Source organism: Mesorhizobium sp. M0060 (genome assembly GCF_040323155.1).
Lineage (GTDB): Bacteria > Pseudomonadota > Alphaproteobacteria > Rhizobiales > Rhizobiaceae > Mesorhizobium.
In genome coordinates this window covers 35648-51421 of record NZ_JAMYUP010000004.1, presented here as the reverse complement: position 1 = coordinate 51421, position 15774 = coordinate 35648, and the positions used below count along the sequence as shown (strand labels likewise).

At 62.2% G+C, this 15774-nt stretch carries 15 protein-coding genes and 3 pseudogenes; 11 read left to right on the top strand and 7 right to left on the bottom strand.

Annotated elements, in window-relative coordinates:
• Positions 1 to 8: 8 nt before the first annotated feature.
• Positions 9 to 388, top strand: a pseudogene (locus NKJ94_RS05730) (VOC family protein).
• Positions 389 to 503: 115 nt separating this feature from the next.
• Positions 504 to 1125 (top strand): annotated as a pseudogene (locus tag NKJ94_RS05725) (MarC family protein).
• Positions 1126 to 1134: 9 nt separating this feature from the next.
• On the opposite strand, the gene NKJ94_RS05720 reads toward NKJ94_RS05725, so the two are convergent.
• Complete coding sequence (locus NKJ94_RS05720) at positions 1135 to 1557, bottom strand: OsmC family protein (protein WP_352523475.1); 423 nt, start codon at positions 1555 to 1557, stop codon at positions 1135 to 1137.
• Between the two features lie 123 nt (positions 1558 to 1680).
• The gene (gene ssb / locus NKJ94_RS05715) at positions 1681 to 2190 is read right to left on the bottom strand and encodes a single-stranded DNA-binding protein (protein WP_352523473.1); all 510 of its coding nucleotides are present in this window, start codon (positions 2188 to 2190) and stop codon (positions 1681 to 1683) included.
• 209 nt (positions 2191 to 2399) lie between these two features.
• Between ssb and NKJ94_RS05710 the strand changes: the two genes are divergently transcribed.
• The 9 genes and pseudogenes from NKJ94_RS05710 to NKJ94_RS05670 all read left to right on the top strand — a co-directional run bounded on the left by NKJ94_RS05710 (position 2400) and on the right by NKJ94_RS05670 (position 10921).
• Entirely contained in the window at positions 2400 to 2789 is a 390-nt protein-coding gene (locus NKJ94_RS05710; RefSeq protein WP_352523472.1) for a cupin domain-containing protein, read from the top strand.
• 80 nt (positions 2790 to 2869) lie between these two features.
• Positions 2870 to 3184: an ArsR/SmtB family transcription factor gene (locus NKJ94_RS05705; protein WP_292653450.1), complete on the top strand. Its 315-nt coding sequence runs from the start codon at positions 2870 to 2872 to the stop codon at positions 3182 to 3184.
• On the top strand, positions 3181 to 3690 hold the full coding sequence (locus tag NKJ94_RS05700) for an SRPBCC family protein (RefSeq protein ID WP_352523470.1): 510 nt from the start codon (positions 3181 to 3183) through the stop codon (positions 3688 to 3690). Before NKJ94_RS05705 ends, NKJ94_RS05700 begins: the two co-directional genes overlap by 4 nt.
• Before the next feature lie 26 nt (positions 3691 to 3716).
• A complete protein-coding gene (locus NKJ94_RS05695; RefSeq protein WP_254817374.1) occupies positions 3717 to 4322 on the top strand; it encodes an ATP-dependent Clp protease proteolytic subunit in 606 nt (201 codons plus the stop codon).
• Positions 4323 to 4419: 97 nt separating this feature from the next.
• Positions 4420 to 4716 carry a hypothetical protein gene (locus NKJ94_RS05690; protein ID WP_502904174.1) on the top strand — a complete coding sequence of 99 codons (297 nt, stop codon included), beginning with the start codon at positions 4420 to 4422 and terminating at the stop codon, positions 4714 to 4716.
• Positions 4717 to 5417: 701 nt separating this feature from the next.
• Entirely contained in the window at positions 5418 to 8339 is a 2922-nt protein-coding gene (uvrA, locus tag NKJ94_RS05685; RefSeq protein ID WP_352523467.1) for an excinuclease ABC subunit UvrA, read from the top strand.
• Between the two features lie 34 nt (positions 8340 to 8373).
• Positions 8374 to 8842, top strand: a pseudogene (locus NKJ94_RS05680) (GNAT family N-acetyltransferase).
• Positions 8843 to 8866: 24 nt separating this feature from the next.
• Positions 8867 to 9673 carry a DUF72 domain-containing protein gene (locus tag NKJ94_RS05675; protein WP_352523465.1) on the top strand — a complete coding sequence of 269 codons (807 nt, stop codon included), beginning with the start codon at positions 8867 to 8869 and terminating at the stop codon, positions 9671 to 9673.
• A gap of 96 nt (positions 9674 to 9769) precedes the next feature.
• Positions 9770 to 10921 carry a GGDEF domain-containing protein gene (locus tag NKJ94_RS05670; RefSeq protein ID WP_352523463.1) on the top strand — a complete coding sequence of 384 codons (1152 nt, stop codon included), beginning with the start codon at positions 9770 to 9772 and terminating at the stop codon, positions 10919 to 10921.
• 38 nt (positions 10922 to 10959) lie between these two features.
• Here NKJ94_RS05670 and NKJ94_RS05665 read toward each other — a convergent pair whose 3' ends face one another.
• The 5 genes from NKJ94_RS05665 to urtB all read right to left on the bottom strand — a co-directional run bounded on the left by NKJ94_RS05665 (position 10960) and on the right by urtB (position 15710).
• Positions 10960 to 11136, bottom strand: coding sequence for a hypothetical protein (locus NKJ94_RS05665; RefSeq protein WP_352523462.1), 177 nt, complete (start codon positions 11134 to 11136; stop codon positions 10960 to 10962).
• 208 nt (positions 11137 to 11344) lie between these two features.
• Positions 11345 to 12040 carry an urea ABC transporter ATP-binding subunit UrtE gene (gene urtE, locus NKJ94_RS05660; RefSeq protein WP_006202038.1) on the bottom strand — a complete coding sequence of 232 codons (696 nt, stop codon included), beginning with the start codon at positions 12038 to 12040 and terminating at the stop codon, positions 11345 to 11347.
• A gap of 70 nt (positions 12041 to 12110) precedes the next feature.
• On the bottom strand, positions 12111 to 12857 hold the full coding sequence (gene urtD, locus NKJ94_RS05655) for an urea ABC transporter ATP-binding protein UrtD (RefSeq protein ID WP_352523461.1): 747 nt from the start codon (positions 12855 to 12857) through the stop codon (positions 12111 to 12113).
• A 7-nt stretch (positions 12858 to 12864) separates the two neighbouring features.
• Positions 12865 to 14097 (bottom strand): urea ABC transporter permease subunit UrtC, encoded by a 1233-nt coding sequence (gene urtC, locus NKJ94_RS05650; protein WP_352523459.1) that lies wholly within the window; start codon positions 14095 to 14097, stop codon positions 12865 to 12867.
• Positions 14094 to 15710: an urea ABC transporter permease subunit UrtB gene (gene urtB, locus NKJ94_RS05645; protein WP_352523457.1), complete on the bottom strand. Its 1617-nt coding sequence runs from the start codon at positions 15708 to 15710 to the stop codon at positions 14094 to 14096. The genes urtC and urtB overlap by 4 nt, the downstream gene beginning before the upstream one ends.
• Between the last annotated feature and the right edge of the window lie 64 nt (positions 15711 to 15774).

The window sequence follows — 15774 nt, the reverse complement described above, 5'->3', positions numbered from 1 at the left end:
AGAAAACCATGCTTGACCATGTTTCAATAGGTGTCCGCGATACCGACGCCTCGAAGCGTTTCTACGATGCCGCGCTGAAGCCGCTCGGCTATACCTGTCTCAGCCAGTCGCCGGGCTCGCTCGGCTATGGCGCGCAAGGTGTTGCGCTGTGTGGGTGAACGAGGCTCAGCGCCCGGTTTCAGCAGACGGCGAGTCCGGCCTGCATTTCTGCTTTGCGGCGCCGACGCGGAGCAACGTCGATGCCTTCCATGCGGGCGCCTTGCGTGCAGGAGGCAGCGACAATGGCACGCCTGGCCTGCGCGCCGGCTATGGCGAAAATTACTACGCCGCCTTTGTTATCGACCTGGACGGCTATCGCATCGAGGCCTATTGCGGAGCGGCCGGCTAGGCTCATCCTACCCCATCAAGGTTGCCGAATTCCCGCAGCTCAAACGGTTTCCACTAACCCTGCTTTGCTCTACCAATGCCAGTATTCGGGCACGGCCCGGCGGGGAGGGTCAGAGATGCCGAGCTTCAACAGCCTGTTCAACGCCCATTCTCGTGACCATCGACCCGCCTGGCCTGGCGCCGCTTTTCCTCGCCGTGACCCGCGGCATGAACCGCGAGGAGCGCAACCAGGTCTCCGTGCGCGCCTCGATCATTGCTTTCCTGGTGATGGCGCTGTTTGCCGTCGCCGGTGCGTCGATCCTGTCGGTGTTCGGCATCACCCTGCCGGCCTTCCGCGTCGCCGGCGGCTTCCTGCTGTTCTTCATCGCCTTCGAAATGGTGTTCGAGCGCCGGCAGGACCGCAAGGAGAAGATCGGCGACGTCGCCATCACCAGGGACATGATCCACAACATCGCCGCCTTTCCGCTGGCGATCCCGCTTATTGCCGGTCCCGGCGCGATTTCGGCGACCGTTCTGCTCTCAAGCTCGTTTCAGGGTTTTGGCGCACAGGCAGCCCTTGTCGGCATCATCGCGATCTGCCTTGTCATCACCTATCTGGTATTCGTGCTGTCAGAGCGCATCGACCGTATCCTTGGCCAAACTGGCCGTTCGATCCTGACAAGGCTGCTGGGCGTCATCCTGGCGGCGCTCGCCGTACAGTTCGTCGCCGATGGCATCAAGGCGCTGATGGCGACGTAGGAAACTGTCTTACTTTGCCGTCTCAATGACTTCGAAGTCGTGGGTGATCACGGCGGTCTTGGCCATCATTGCCGAGGCCGAGCAGTATTTTTGGATCGAAAGCTCGATAGCCCGCTTCACCTTGTCGTGCGACAGCGCCCGGCCCTTGACGACGAAATGCATGTGGATGCGGGTGAACACCCTGGGATCGGCTTCTGCGCGATCAGCATCGAGTTCGACCACGCAATCTTCGACCGCCTCGCGCCCCTTTTCGAGGATATGGACCACGTCATAGGCCGAACAGCCGCCGGTGCCGATCAGCACCAGTTCCATTGGGCTCGGCCCCGGCGTCTTGCCTTCCGGTCCCAACGCAGTACCTAGGACCAGCTTGTGCCCACTGGCGGACTCGCCGACGAAAGTGCGCTCCTCGACCCATTTGACCCGTGCTTTCACTTGATACGTCCTTTCACCGCTCAAACGCACAGCGTCCCGAAAATCCAAGACAGATTTTCAGGACGCCAATTCGTGGCCAAGTAGCTGGCGTTTTTCGCCGTAAGGGTAGTCCGCCCCGAGAAATCAGAACGGGATTTCGTCGTCCAGCTCGCGCGACGAACCACCGCCGCCCTTGTTGGGTCCGCCGCGATTGAAACTTTCGCCGGGGCCGGACTGGCCGAAATCGGAACCGCGGCTCGCACCACCACCGGCATAGTTGCCGACCTGGCCGCCGCCCTCGCCCCGCGCATCGAGCATCTGCAGCTCGCCGCGGAATTTCTGCAGCACGACCTCGGTCGTATAGCGGTCATTGCCGGTCTGGTCCTGCCACTTGCGCGTCTGCAGCTGGCCCTCGACATAGACCTTCATGCCCTTCTTCAGATACTGCTCGGCCACCTTGGCGATCTGGTCGTTGAAGATCACGACATTGTGCCACTCGGTCTTTTCCTTGCGCTCTCCTGACGTCTTGTCGCGCCAGCTTTCCGAGGTGGCGATGCGGATGTTGACGACCAGGTCACCCGAATTCAGGCGGCGGATTTCAGGGTCCGCCCCGAGGTTGCCCACCAGAATGACCTTGTTGACGCTACCCGCCATGACACTTCTCCGCGCTTATCCGAAACCAAACTTTTGTCGCTGCACCTTACAGGCTGCGGACGATCCCCGCCTGCCGTGGCTGCCTTTTCCCACAAGGTTTTTGTTCTCTTTTCGTTCTAGGCTAAAGGCCCTGCACTGTCAATAGTTGTCAGTAACAAGTAGTGTCTTGGCGTCGAATTTCCACGAACCATGAGATCGAGGCGAACGCAATGAAGATGATTGCGCACGACGACCAGCCGCAAGAAGAATGGCGAGCGGGAGTAAAGACCCGCATGCATGTCTCGGCCCGCAACGGCGCAACTCAACTTTGCATATTTGAACAATGGGTCGAACCGGCGGTTGGCGCCCCGACCCATTGGCACCGGGTCGAGGAAGTGCTTACCGTCATCGCTGGCAAGGCCGAGATGTGGATCGACCAAGAGCATCTCGTCTTGACTGCTGGACAGTCGCTTGTTGTTGCCGCGCGCAGGCAACATGGCTTCAGAAACGTCGGCTCCGAAATGCTTCATATCCATGCCGTGCTCGCGTCACCAGTTTTCGAGGCGACGTTCAACGGATCCCCCGACATGGTGAGACGCTGGCTCCCAGAGAGTTTGTAAAACCTCGCCTGTCTTAAAACACCGCTTGTCTTAAAAAACTTCGCTTGCCAAACCGATAAGTATCGACTTATGCTTTCGGCATGATCGAAGCAGAGATTTTTCGGGCGCTGGCCGATCCAACGCGTCGCGCCGTCTATGAGCGGCTCGCCGACGGCGAGATGACGGTGTCGGAACTGCGCACTGGCATGCCGGTATCGCAGCCGGCGGTATCGCAGCATCTGGCCGTGCTGCGCGGCGCCGGCCTTGTGGTCGAGCGACGGGCTGGCCGCAACGCCTATTACCGCGCCGATCCGAAGGGGCTTGCGCCGCTGCTCGGCTGGATCGAACGCTACCGTGCATTCTGGCCAGAGCGCATTGAAAGGCTCAAGACGGTTTTGAAGGATATGGACCAATGACCAGCCGAGGCAAAGAACACGCGGAAATGGCGGCAGACAAGATCGAGTTCGAGTGCGAGTTGCCCGACCCGCCGGAAAAGGTGTGGCGGGCGTTGACAGTGCCGGACCTGCTCGCGGCCTGGATGATGCCGAACGACATAAAGCCCGAAATCGGTAGCCGCTTTGCCTTTAAAACGCCGGAGGCGCCGATCGAGTGCGAAATCCTCGACGCGGATCCCGGACGCCTGCTGCGGTATTCCTGGCGGGAACGGCCGGCGCCCGGCGATGCGCAGGCCCCGCTCGACAGTCCAACGGACAGCCCAATCGACAGCATCGTCACCTTTACGCTCGACCGCACCGTTTCCGGGGGCACGCATCTGCGCATCGTCCATGATGGTTTTGCCCGGGCAGCGATGCCAGAGATCGCGATGGCAGGCGCCGGCTGCAGGCTTTCGTTTGAAGCAAGCAATCCCAGCCACAAGCAGATCGCCGCAAACACCCCGCGCCTCTTCCGGCGCGCGGCCTGAACGACAATAGTCAACGGAGAGAAACGATGAGCGGCCTTGCCAACCTGGTCCCAATGGTGATCGAGCAGTCGAGCCGCGGCGAACGCGCCTTCGACATATTTTCGCGGCTGCTGCGCGAGCGCATCGTCTTCATCAACGGGCCGATCGATGACGGCACCTCGGCGCTGGTCTGCGCCCAGCTTCTGTCGCTGGAATCCGACAATCCCGACAAGGAGGTCTCGCTCTACATCAACTCGCCGGGCGGCGTGGTGACCAGCGGTTTCGCCATCTACGATACGATGCAGTACATCAGCTGCCCGGTCTCCACCGTTTGTATGGGCTTTGCCGCCTCGATGGCCTCGTTCCTTTTGATGGCGGGCACGCCGGGGCGGCGTATCGCGCTGCCCAACACCAGCATCGTGCTGCATCAGCCTCTCGGCGGCTTCCAGGGCCAAGCCTCCGACATCCAGCGCCATGCCGAGGGCATCCTTCGCACCAAGCGGCGCATGACCGATCTTTACGCCCACCATTGCGGCCGCACCTACGAAGAAGTGGAACGCACGCTCGACCGCGACTTTTTCATGACCGCCCAGGAGGCCAAGGATTGGGGCCTTGTCGACCATGTTTTCGACACTCGCAAACAGGCCGCGTGAACGAGCGGAGCCGGCGGACGGAACTGCGGCGATTGAGCGCCCGCAATTCAGCGCCGCCGGTCTGGTCCTGCCGCTATCGCGGCATTATAGTCCGGCGATGATCGCCTGCCGTTCATCCAGCATATTGCGCTTTGCCGCCGTCGCCATTGCCGGCACGAACATGCTGGTCGGCACGGCATTTGCCCAAGATAGTTCGACGTCTTCGCAAAAGGGCGCCCTGCCCGGTGTGACCAGCGACTATCGCATCGCCGAGCCAGCCCCGCAGCCCGAGCCCGACGACGCGGTTCCCAGCAGCGGCAACGGCACGTCCAAGATCGGCGATACCGATGTTCGGATTTCCGGTAGCATAACTATCGATGTCGCTACCGGCGGGATCAGGCCCTCCAGCCGGTAAGTTCGCCTGGTATGCACCACAATCGTTGCGCCTCAAACGAACAGCCCCGCCATTGCTTTTGCAACTGACGGGGCTTCTTGGATCTGAAATCCAAATTGCCGGGAGTGTACTGCCGGCTTTTTATTTCGGATGCTTCGCGGCGTTCAGCCGACGATCCGACTAGCAGTCTCTGATTTTTGTGGGGATCGGCAGATCAACGTTTAACGGGCGGCGAAAACGCCTGACCCTGGCCACTTATACCTGCCGCGGCTCCAGCGACACGTGGAGCCTCAAGGAACTATCCGGTGGAGTCATGCCTCTGCTCTCCTTCTGTTCGTTGTGACTGTCGTCATCGAAGCGCTCATCGCATACCCTGCAGCGTCTCGCAGGCTGGCCCCAGGCCGCGAGGCCATCGAAAGACGGCCGGCTTCGTTGACGTTTGGAGTCTGCCCCCATGGCGCAGGGACGTCAACCTTGAATAGCCGATTTACCGAAAAATGTGATCGCGAGACGCTTTGTGAAGCCGGCTGCACGGGCAGCTTTTGTCAGGAGCGTGTTCGGCCTTTGTTCTTTCCGCTTGCCCGTTCGCGCGAAAGACGGTTAAACGCTTTGGTCGAGAGTTGTGGCGTCTCTCGAAAAGGCGGCGAAATTACCTACATAGGGGGGTGGTCGGGAAAACCCGCCCATCCCACGAATTCCAGATTCTGAGGCGGCGACCGGCGATGGCCGACCATAAATATCTTTCCATTCGCGGGGCACGCGAACACAATCTGAAGAATGTCGATCTCGACCTGCCGCGTGACAGCCTGATCGTCATGACCGGGCTGTCGGGGTCCGGCAAGTCGTCGCTTGCCTTCGACACCATCTATGCCGAAGGCCAGCGCCGCTATGTCGAGAGCCTTTCGGCCTATGCACGGCAATTCCTCGAAATGATGCAGAAGCCGGACGTCGACCAGATCGACGGCCTGTCGCCGGCCATCTCCATCGAGCAGAAGACCACCTCGAAGAACCCGCGTTCGACGGTCGGCACTGTCACCGAGATCTACGATTATATGCGGCTTTTGTTCGCCCGCGTCGGCATCCCCTATTCGCCGGCCACCGGCCTGCCGATCGAGAGCCAGACGGTTTCGCAGATGGTCGACCGGGTGCTTGCGGTCGAGGAAGGCACCCGGCTGTTCATTCTGGCGCCGATGGTGCGCGGCCGCAAAGGCGAGTACCGCAAGGAACTGCTCGAGTTGCAGAAGAAGGGCTTTCAGCGCGTCAAGGTCGACGGCGTCTTCTATGAGATCGCCGACGTCCCGGCGCTGGACAAAAAGTACAAGCACGACATCGACGTCGTCGTCGACCGCATCGTCGTGCGCGGCGATCTGGCGACGCGGCTCGCCGACTCCATCGAGACCGCGCTGAAGCTGGCCGACGGACTGGCGGTGGCCGAGTTCGCCGACAAGCCGCTCGACGCCAGCCAAACCGGCGAGGATTCGGTCAACAAGTCGAAGAACGAGACGCATGAGCGCATGCTGTTCTCGGAAAAGTTCGCCTGCCCGGTATCCGGCTTCACCATTCCCGAGATCGAGCCCAGGCTGTTCTCGTTCAACAATCCGTTCGGCGCCTGCCCGACCTGTGACGGTCTCGGCAGCCAGCGCGCCATCGACGCCAGCCTGGTCGTGCCCGACGAGAATGTCTCGCTGCGTGCCGGCGCCGTCAGCCCGTGGGCGAAGTCGACCTCGCCCTATTATGCGCAGACGCTGGAAGCGCTGGGCGTTGCCTATGGCTTCAAGCTTGGCGACAAGTTCAAGGATTTGAGCGAGGAGGCAAAGCAAGCCATCCTGCACGGCACCGGCGAGCGCGAAATCACCTTCCACTATGATGACGGCCTGCGCTCTTACAAGACGACCAAGACCTTCGAGGGCGTCATTCCCAATCTCGAGCGCCGCTGGAAGGAAACCGAATCAGCCTGGATGCGCGAGGAGATCGAGCGTTTCATGTCGGCCACGCCTTGCCCGGCCTGCCGCGGCTATCGGCTGAAGCCGGAGGCGCTCGCGGTCAAGATCGCCGGCAAGCACATCGGCGAGGTCACCGAGCTGTCGATCCGCAAGGCCGACCAGTGGTTCACCGATCTGCCTGCTTCCCTCAACGACAAGCAGAACGAGATTGCGGTGCGCGTGCTCAAGGAGATCCGCGAGCGGCTGCGCTTCCTCAACGATGTCGGGCTTGACTATCTGACGCTGTCGCGCAACTCCGGCACGCTGTCGGGCGGCGAAAGCCAGCGCATTCGCCTCGCCTCGCAGATCGGCTCCGGCCTGACCGGCGTCCTCTACGTGCTGGACGAGCCGTCGATCGGCCTGCACCAGCGCGACAATGCCCGCCTGCTCGACACGCTGAAGCATCTGCGCGACATCGGCAACACGGTGATCGTCGTCGAGCATGACGAGGACGCCATCCTGCATGCCGACTATGTCGTCGACATGGGCCCGGCTGCCGGCATCCATGGCGGCCACATCATCGCCCAGGGGACGCCGCAGCAGATCATGGCCACCCCCGCCTCGATCACCGGCAAATACCTGTCTGGCGAACTCGAAGTGGCGGCGCCTTCGGTGCGGCGTGAGGCCAAGAAGAACCGGCGGCTGAAGATCGTCGGCGCACGCGGCAACAATCTGAAGAACGTCACCGCCGAACTTCCGCTCGGCACCTTTACCGCGGTCACCGGCGTGTCCGGCGGCGGCAAGTCGACCTTCCTGATCGAGACCTTGTTCAAGGCGGCGTCGCGCCGCATCATGGGCTCGCGCGAGCATCCGGCCGAGCACGACCGCATCGAGGGGCTGGAATTCCTCGACAAGGTCATCGACATCGACCAGTCGCCGATCGGGCGCACCCCGCGCTCCAATCCCGCCACCTATACCGGCGCCTTCACGCCGATCCGCGACTGGTTCGCCGGCCTGCCGGAAGCCAAGGCGCGCGGCTACCAGCCGGGGCGCTTCTCGTTCAACGTCAAGGGCGGCCGCTGCGAGGCGTGCCAGGGCGACGGCGTCATCAAGATCGAAATGCACTTCCTGCCCGACGTCTACGTCACCTGCGACGTCTGCCACGGCAAGCGCTACAACCGCGAGACGCTCGACGTCCTGTTCAAGGGCAAGTCGATCGCCGATGTGCTCGACATGACGGTCGAGGAAGGCGTCGATTTCTTCGCCGCCGTGCCCGGCGTGCGCGACAAGCTGGAGACGTTGAACCAGGTCGGCCTCGGCTACATCCATATCGGCCAGCAGGCGACGACTTTGTCGGGCGGCGAGGCACAGCGCATCAAGCTCGCCAAGGAACTGTCGCGCAAGGCGACCGGCAAGACGCTCTACATCCTCGACGAGCCGACCACCGGCCTGCATTTCCACGACGTCGCCAAGCTGCTCGAAGTGCTGCACGAGCTGGTCGACCAAGGCAACACGGTCGTCGTCATCGAGCACAATCTCGAGGTGATCAAGACCGCCGACTGGGTACTCGATCTCGGCCCCGAGGGCGGCGACGGCGGCGGCGAGCTGGTGGCGTCCGGCACGCCGGAGGACATCGCCCGCGAAAAACGCAGCTATACCGGGCAGTTCCTGAGGGAGTTGCTGGAACGAAGGCCCGGGGGTAAGCGCGAAGCGGCGGAGTGAATGAGGACTGGCTAGCGTTTGGAAGAACCTTCAAATGAAGATCAGAAGAGCGTTTGCCGGTGATTTTGATGCTGTCGTCCGGCTGACCGGCGCCGCCTACGCGCCCTACACCGCCTTGCTCGGCGCCACCGATCCCTGTCACCGAAGACTATGCGCTGCGCATCGAACGCGGCGAGGTCTGGCTTTCAGAGCAAGATGGACAGCCGGCCGGCCTGGTCGTTCTCGAACGGCACCCAGACCATACGATGATCTTCAGCGTCGCCGTCGCGCCGGCCTTTCAAGGCAAGGGTTTCGGCGTCGCGCTGCTCAACTGGGCCGAGGAACAGACCCGCCTGTGGAGCTTGCCCGAGGTGCGGCTCTATACCAATGCCAGGATGGAACGGAACATCGCACTGTACAAAGCCCATGGCTTTCGCGAAACGGGTCGTCGGCCCAATCCATACCGGCCAGGATGGACGATCGTCGACATGGCCAAAGCCGTCCAGACGACCGCCATCGCCTGATCTTTTCAAACCGGGAGGACGACAATGACTCAATCAGGAACAATCCGCGCCGGCATGGGCGGCTGGACCTTCGAGCCGTGGGACACGTCCTTCTACCCGGACAAATTGTCGAAGGCCAAGCAGCTGCATTATGCCAGCCGGCAGGTGCCGACCATCGAGGTCAACGGCACCTATTATTCGAGCTTCAAGGAACCGACCTTCGTCAAATGGGCCAACGAGGCGCCGGACGGTTTCGTCTATTCGCTGAAGGGCAACCGCTTCGTCACCAACCGTCGCGTGCTCGGCGAGGCCGGCGAATCGGTGATGCGCTTTCTCGGGTCGGGTGTCGCAGCACTTGGCGACAAGCTCGGGCCGATCCTGTGGCAGTTCGCGCCGACCAAAAAATTCGACCCGGACGATTTCGAAGCCTTCCTCAAGCTGTTGCCGGAAAAGCAGGACGGCGTTGGGCTGCGCCACGCGGTCGAGGTGCGCAACGATAGCTTCGTCGTGCCGGAATTCGCCGCGCTGGCCCGCAAATACAAGGTCGCGGTCGTCTATGCCGACCATGCCAAATATCCAGCGATCGCCGACGTTACCGGCGACTTCGTCTATGCCCGGCTGCAGACCGGCAGCGACGACAATCCCGACTGCTACACGCCGAACGGGCTCGACGAATGGGCAGCCCGGGCAAAGGTCTGGGCGGAAGGCAAGGTTCCCGCCGACCTGCCGCGCGCCGATCCTTCGACGGACGCGCCGGTCAAGCCACGCGACGTGTTCGTCTACTTCATCACCGAGGGCAAGGTCCGCGCTCCATTCGGCGCCATGGCGCTGATGAAGCGGGTCACGGGCTGACGACCCCGAATTGTGACATCTTCATCACCATCGTAACCTTATCGATACCTCCTTGCTGCATGAATCCGCGGAGCTAGGGCAGCCGCGGGTTAGGGCATGTCGCTCGACTACCACTCACTTCTGCTGGCTGTCGGTTTTTCCGCCGCCTGCCTGAGCCTGACGCTGTTCGGCATCTGGCTGACCGCGCGAACCGAAAAGTTCCTGCTGACATGGGCGATTAGCGCTTTGTTGATCGTCGGCGACGTTTTCATCTACGAGGACTATATCGAGACGCCCGGACGCATCCTCGGCATCGCGACGTTTGCCCTGCTCCTGGTTGGGTTCTCGACCATACTGGGCGCCGCCTATCAGTTCAGAACCGGCCGGTCGCCGATCCCGCTGACGGTTCGCGGCAGTTGCATCTCGCTTGCCCTGGCGCTGCCGCCGATGGCGTTCGGCTATGACGGTCTCGGCTTCATGTTCGAAAATCTTCTTGCCGCCCTGCTTTTGTTTGCAACGGCCTATCAGTACTGGATCGGGCGCGCTGAAGCCCCCGTCCCGATCATCGGCCTCGCCGCGCTCTACTCGACCACGGCCATGTCCTTCGTGCTGTGTGCCATGGCTCTTGCGTGGGACGGGAAGCTGATTCTTGGACATGCGCCGAGCAACTGGGCCGAGGATCTGAGCCTCGTCATCGTCATTGCCGGCATGACAGGCATCGGCGCCCTTTCGCTGGCGCTCAACCAAGGCCGTCTAGCCCGGCATCACCGTCTGGATGCACTGACCGATCCGCTGACCGGCCTTCTCAACCGGCGTGCCCTGTTCGATCTCAATGGCGGCGCCCCGATCGGGGCGTTCACGGCAGTGGTCGTGTTCGACATCGACGGTTTCAAGGCCATCAACGACGAATTCGGCCACGCCACGGGCGATCAGGTGCTGAAAGTGTTCGCCGAGGAACTGCTCGAGAATCTTCGCCCGACCGATGTCGCCGCGCGCTTGGGCGGAGAGGAATTCGCGCTGGCTCTGAAGCGGACCCTGCCCGAAACAGTGGAATTCACCGCCGAGCGTATACGTACCGCCTTCGCTGCCCGCGTCATTGCGACCGAAACCCGTCCGCTGACATGTACGGTCAGCGCCGGATACGCTTTCGGCAGCAAGGACGGCATGAGTTTCGACAAGGTGCTCAGTGCCGCCGACAAGGCGCTCTATGCCGCCAAGCGCGGCGGTCGCAACCGCGTCGCGGCCGCCACGCTCCGACTGGCAGGCTAGCCGCTCGGCAGCACAGGGTAATCGGCCTCAGCTAGTCCTCATGCCGCCATGACGATCTCATTGTAGGCATCGAGATCGACGTAGAAGACCTTGGTGATCTCCGCGATCAGCTCGTCGTGGTCGTATCCGTGAGATTTCAAAATGTTGATGGCGGTCATGATGTCGACGCGCTCCGTGAGCCGTCGTTTCTGGTAGTCCTCGACGTAACGTTCCATCAGCTTCCCTGATGCCCGAAAAGTTGAAATAACAGTCAGATCGCAGGAAGGAAGCCGCTCGCATGAAGCGTGATGGCGCGGCCCGCACCTTCCTCTGATCTGCCAATTGAGACTGATACGGAAAGCGGCCGACTCACCAAGGCCAAGCAAAGCCTAGCATGCAATCTTCGGCGCGCCAGGGTTGCAAAGTAATAGAATCAATAAGAATTCAGACAGTCAGGAATTTGCGGACATCCGCGCGGTCGAGATCCTCGGCCGGGCCGGTATGGACGATCTGGCCGCGGTCCATGATGTTGACCTCATCAGCCAATTCCCGGCAGAAATCGAGATACTGTTCGACCAAAAGCACGGCGATGCCGGCCTGGTCGCGCAGATAGCGGATGGCGCGGCCGATGTCCTTGATGATCGACGGCTGGATGCCCTCGGTCGGTTCGTCGAGCACCAGCAGCTTCGGCCGCATCACCAGTGCCCTGCCGATGGCAAGCTGCTGCTGCTGGCCGCCGGAAAGGTCACCGCCCCTGCGACCGAGCATCTGCTTCAGCACCGGAAACAGCTCGAAGACGTGACCGGGAATGTTGCGGTCGGCGCGCTTCAGCGGCGCGAAGCCCGATTCGAGGTTTTCCCGCACCGTAAGCAGCGGAAAGATCTCCCTGCCCTGCGGCACGAATGCGATGCCCGACCGGGCGCGATCATACGCCGCGCTCCGGTCGAGCGCCTTCCCCTCGAAGGCAACGCTTCCGCTCGTCAGCCGGTGATGGCCGACGATCGATCTCATCAAACTGGTCTTGCCGACGCCATTGCGGCCGAGCACGCAGGTGATCTTGCCGGCGCCGGCTTTCAGCGAGACGCCGCGCAGCGCCTGGGCGGCGCCGTAATGTAGCGTGGCATTGGAGACTTCGAGCATGATCAGCGCTTTCTCCAACGCCTGAAGAACGAAAGGTCGAAATGATGGAACGGAACCCGCCAGACCATGCTCATCTCCCCAGATAGACTTCGACGACACGTTCGTCGGCCGAAACGAAGTCGAGCGAGCCCTCGGAAAGCACCGAGCCTTCGTGCAGGCAGGTAACTTTGACGCCGAGCTCGCGCACGAAATGCATGTCGTGCTCGACGACGATGACCGAATGGTCGCGCGCGATATCCCTAAGCAACCGCGCGGTTTCCTCGGTCTCGGCGTCGGTCATGCCGGCGACAGGTTCGTCGACGAGGAGCAGCTTCGGATCCTGCGCGAGCAGCATGCCGATCTCGAGCCATTGCTTTTGGCCATGGCTCAAACTGGCGGCGAGCTCGTCGCGCTTGTCGCCAAGCCGGATGATGCCGAGAATGTCGTCGATCTGCCGCGCCTCGACGGCCGAGCGGCGATGGAACAGCGCCGGGAAAATCGAACGCGGGCCTTTCAGCGCCAGCATCAGATTGTCCTCGATCGTATGGCTTTCGAAGACGGTCGGCTTCTGGAATTTACGGCCGATGCCCATCATGGCGATCTCGGCCTCATCGTGTTTGGTCAGATCGACCTCGCCGTCGAAGAAAACTTCGCCCGCATCGGGCCGCGTCTTGCCGGTGACGATGTCCATCATCGTCGTCTTGCCAGCGCCGTTGGGGCCGATGATCGCCCGCATCTCGCCCTTGTCGAGCACCAGCGACAGATTGTTGATGGCGCGAAAACCATCGAAGGAAACCGAAACGCCGTCGAGATAGAGGATGGTATTGCTCTTCGACATCAGGCCTTCACTCCGCAGGCTGCGGTTCGGCGCCGGAGGCCGACCAGTCGCCCGGCTTTCTTGCCGCCGAGCGATCGGTTTTCGGCGGCACCGGCGCGTCGGGATCGATGCCGGCTTCCTCGGCGACCGAGGCTGCCCGCATCGCCTTGGCATTGCCGCGCCAGGAATCCCACATGCCGATGATGCCCTTGGGCAGGAACAGCGTGACGGCGACAAACAGCCCGCCCAGCGCAAACAGCCAAAACTCCGGCAGCACGCCGGTGAACCAGGATTTACCGGCATTGACCAGAAGCGCGCCGACGATCGGCCCGACGATGGTGCCGCGCCCGCCGACTGCCGCCCATACCACCACCTCGATCGAATTGGACGGTTCGAACTCACCCGGGTTGATGATGCCGACCTGCGGCACGTAAAGCGCGCCGGCGATGCCGGCCATGACAGCCGACACGGTGAAGGCGAACAGTTTGACGTTCTCCGCGCGCCAGCCGAGAAAGCGAGTGCGGCTCTCGGCGTCGCGGACTGCCATCAAAAGCTTGCCGTATTTGGAGCCGACGATTGCCCAGGTGACGAAGACGGCAGACGCGAGCATGACGGCGCTGGCCGCGAACAGCGCCGAGCGCGTCATGTCGGCCTGCACGTTGAAGCCAAAAATGTCCTTGAAATCGGTCAGGCCGTTATTGCCGCCGAAACCCATGTCGTTGCGGAAAAAGGCAAGCAGCAGCGCATAGGTCATCGCCTGGGTGATGATCGACAGATAGACGCCGGTGACGCGGCTGCGGAAGGCGAACCAGCCAAAGATGAACGCGAGCAGGCCGGGCACCGCAAGGACCATGACCGCGGCAAACCAGAAATGGTCGAAACCATACCAGAACCACGGCAATTCCTTGTAGTTCAGGAACACCATGAAATCCGGCAGCAGCGGATTGCCATAGACGCCTCGCGAGCCGATCTGGCGCATCAGATACATGCCCATCGCATAACCGCCGAGCGCGAAAAAGGCGCCATGGCCGAGCGAGAGGATGCCGCAATAGCCCCAGACGAGGTCGAGCGCCAAAGCGAGCAGCGCGTAGCAGAGATATTTGCCGGTGAGCGCGACGATATAGGATGGCACGTAGAAGGAACTTGTCGGCGAGACCGCAAGGTTGAGCAGCGGCACGATGATGGCGACCGCCAGCAGGATGAAGATCGTGATGGCGATGCGGCGGTCGGCGCCGGCGGCGAAGAAGCGTCCCGTGATCATGCTTCCACCGACCTGCCCTTGAGCGCAAACAGGCCGCGCGGGCGTTTCTGGATGAACAGGATGATCAGCACCAGGACGACGATCTTGCCGAGGACTGCTCCGGCATAAGGTTCGAGGAACTTGTTGACGATGCCGAGCGAGAAGGCGCCGACCAGCGTGCCCCAAAGGTTGCCGACACCGCCGAAGACGACGACCATGAAGCTATCGATTATGTAGCCGCGGCCAAGGTTGGGCGAGACGTTGTCGATCTGGCTGAGCGCGACACCGGCGATGCCGGCAATGCCCGACCCCAATGCAAAGGTCAGGGCGTCGACCCACGGCGTCCTGATGCCCATCGAGGCGGCCATGCGGCGATTGGCGGTGACGGCACGCATCTGCAGCCCCCAGGGTGTGCGTTTCATCACGTAGAGCAGCACCGCGAACACGCCGAGCGCAAAAGCCAGGATCCAGAGCCGGTTCCAGGTCACGGCAAGCTGACCGATATCGAACGAACCGGACATCCAGGACGGGTTGCCGACCTCCTGGTTGGTCGGCCCGAAAATGGTGCGCACGGCCTGCTGCAGGATCAGCGAGACACCCCACGTCGCCAGCAGGGTCTCCAGCGGCCGGCCATAGAGGAAGCGGATCAGCCCGCGCTCGATGACAAGGCCGACGAGCGCCGCTACCAGGAAGGCCAGCGGCAGGGCGATGACCAGCGACCAGTCGAACAGGCCGGGAAAGGAATTGCGGATCACCTCCTGCACGACAAACGTCGTGTAGGCGCCAAGCATGACCATCTCGCCATGCGCCATGTTGATCACGCCCATGACGCCGAAGGTGATGGCGAGGCCGATCGCCGCCAGCAGCAGCACCGATCCGAGCGATATGCCGTACCAGATGTTCTGGCCGGCATCCCACAGCGCCAGCGTCGAATTGATGTTGGCGATCGCCGCCGTCGCCGCGTCCTTCACCGCACCTTCGGAATTGGCCTCTACCGACGTGAGCAGCGACACCGCATCGCGGTCGCCGCGCGCACCGATGAGTGCGATCGCCGCCAGTTTGTCGGCCTCCGGCCTGTCGGAAACGAGAACCGATGCGGCGCGGGCCTGTTCGAGCAGCGCCTTGACGCTTGCCACGCTCTCATTGGCGATCGCGGTGTCGAGCGGCTCGATGTTTGCCGCGTCCGGCGTCTTGAACATGGTGTCGGCGGCGGCAATGCGCACGGCGGAATCCTTGGAGCCAAGCGTCAGCGTCCCCAGCGCGTCGCGGATGACGCGGCGCAGCGTGTTGTTGACCTTGATCTTGGTGATGTCGGTCTTGGCAGCTTCGCCCGATTTTTCGCCGGTGAGCGCATCGAGCAGCTCGATGCTGTCGCCGCTCTCCTTACCGACAAAGACCAGTGAATCGGCCTTGCGGACGTAAAGGCTGCCCTCCGCAAGCGCGGCAAGCGGCCGTTCTACGGCCGGATCGCCGGAAGCCGCAAGCTCGCGCACGACGGCTTCGATCGCTGAAAAATTGGAGGCGGTGGCGAGTTTGGCGACGACCGCGCGCAGATCGGCTTCGCTGGCGTTCGACGGCAGCAGCATTCCAAGGAGGAGGAGCAGCATCAGGCCAATCGCGCGGATCAGGATCATCGGTTTCTGGTGGCTCTTGGAGGTTGAATGTCGCCTCCGGGCAGGCTGGAGGACGAGCCCGCCC

Coding starts and splice junctions, on each gene's coding strand:
- ssb (WP_352523473.1), bottom strand. CDS start 2,190: ATGGCGGGTAGCGTCAACAAGGTCATTCTGGTGGGCAACCTCGGGGCG.
- NKJ94_RS05710 (WP_352523472.1), top strand. CDS start 2,400: ATGAAGATGATTGCGCACGACGACCAGCCGCAAGAAGAATGGCGAGCG.
- NKJ94_RS05705 (WP_292653450.1), top strand. CDS start 2,870: ATGATCGAAGCAGAGATTTTTCGGGCGCTGGCCGATCCAACGCGTCGC.
- NKJ94_RS05700 (WP_352523470.1), top strand. CDS start 3,181: ATGACCAGCCGAGGCAAAGAACACGCGGAAATGGCGGCAGACAAGATC.
- NKJ94_RS05695 (WP_254817374.1), top strand. CDS start 3,717: ATGAGCGGCCTTGCCAACCTGGTCCCAATGGTGATCGAGCAGTCGAGC.
- NKJ94_RS05690 (WP_502904174.1), top strand. CDS start 4,420: ATGATCGCCTGCCGTTCATCCAGCATATTGCGCTTTGCCGCCGTCGCC.
- uvrA (WP_352523467.1), top strand. CDS start 5,418: ATGGCCGACCATAAATATCTTTCCATTCGCGGGGCACGCGAACACAAT.
- NKJ94_RS05675 (WP_352523465.1), top strand. CDS start 8,867: ATGACTCAATCAGGAACAATCCGCGCCGGCATGGGCGGCTGGACCTTC.
- NKJ94_RS05670 (WP_352523463.1), top strand. CDS start 9,770: ATGTCGCTCGACTACCACTCACTTCTGCTGGCTGTCGGTTTTTCCGCC.
- NKJ94_RS05665 (WP_352523462.1), bottom strand. CDS start 11,136: ATGGAACGTTACGTCGAGGACTACCAGAAACGACGGCTCACGGAGCGC.
- urtE (WP_006202038.1), bottom strand. CDS start 12,040: ATGCTCGAAGTCTCCAATGCCACGCTACATTACGGCGCCGCCCAGGCG.
- urtD (WP_352523461.1), bottom strand. CDS start 12,857: ATGTCGAAGAGCAATACCATCCTCTATCTCGACGGCGTTTCGGTTTCC.
- urtC (WP_352523459.1), bottom strand. CDS start 14,097: ATGATCACGGGACGCTTCTTCGCCGCCGGCGCCGACCGCCGCATCGCC.
- urtB (WP_352523457.1), bottom strand. CDS start 15,710: ATGATCCTGATCCGCGCGATTGGCCTGATGCTGCTCCTCCTCCTTGGA.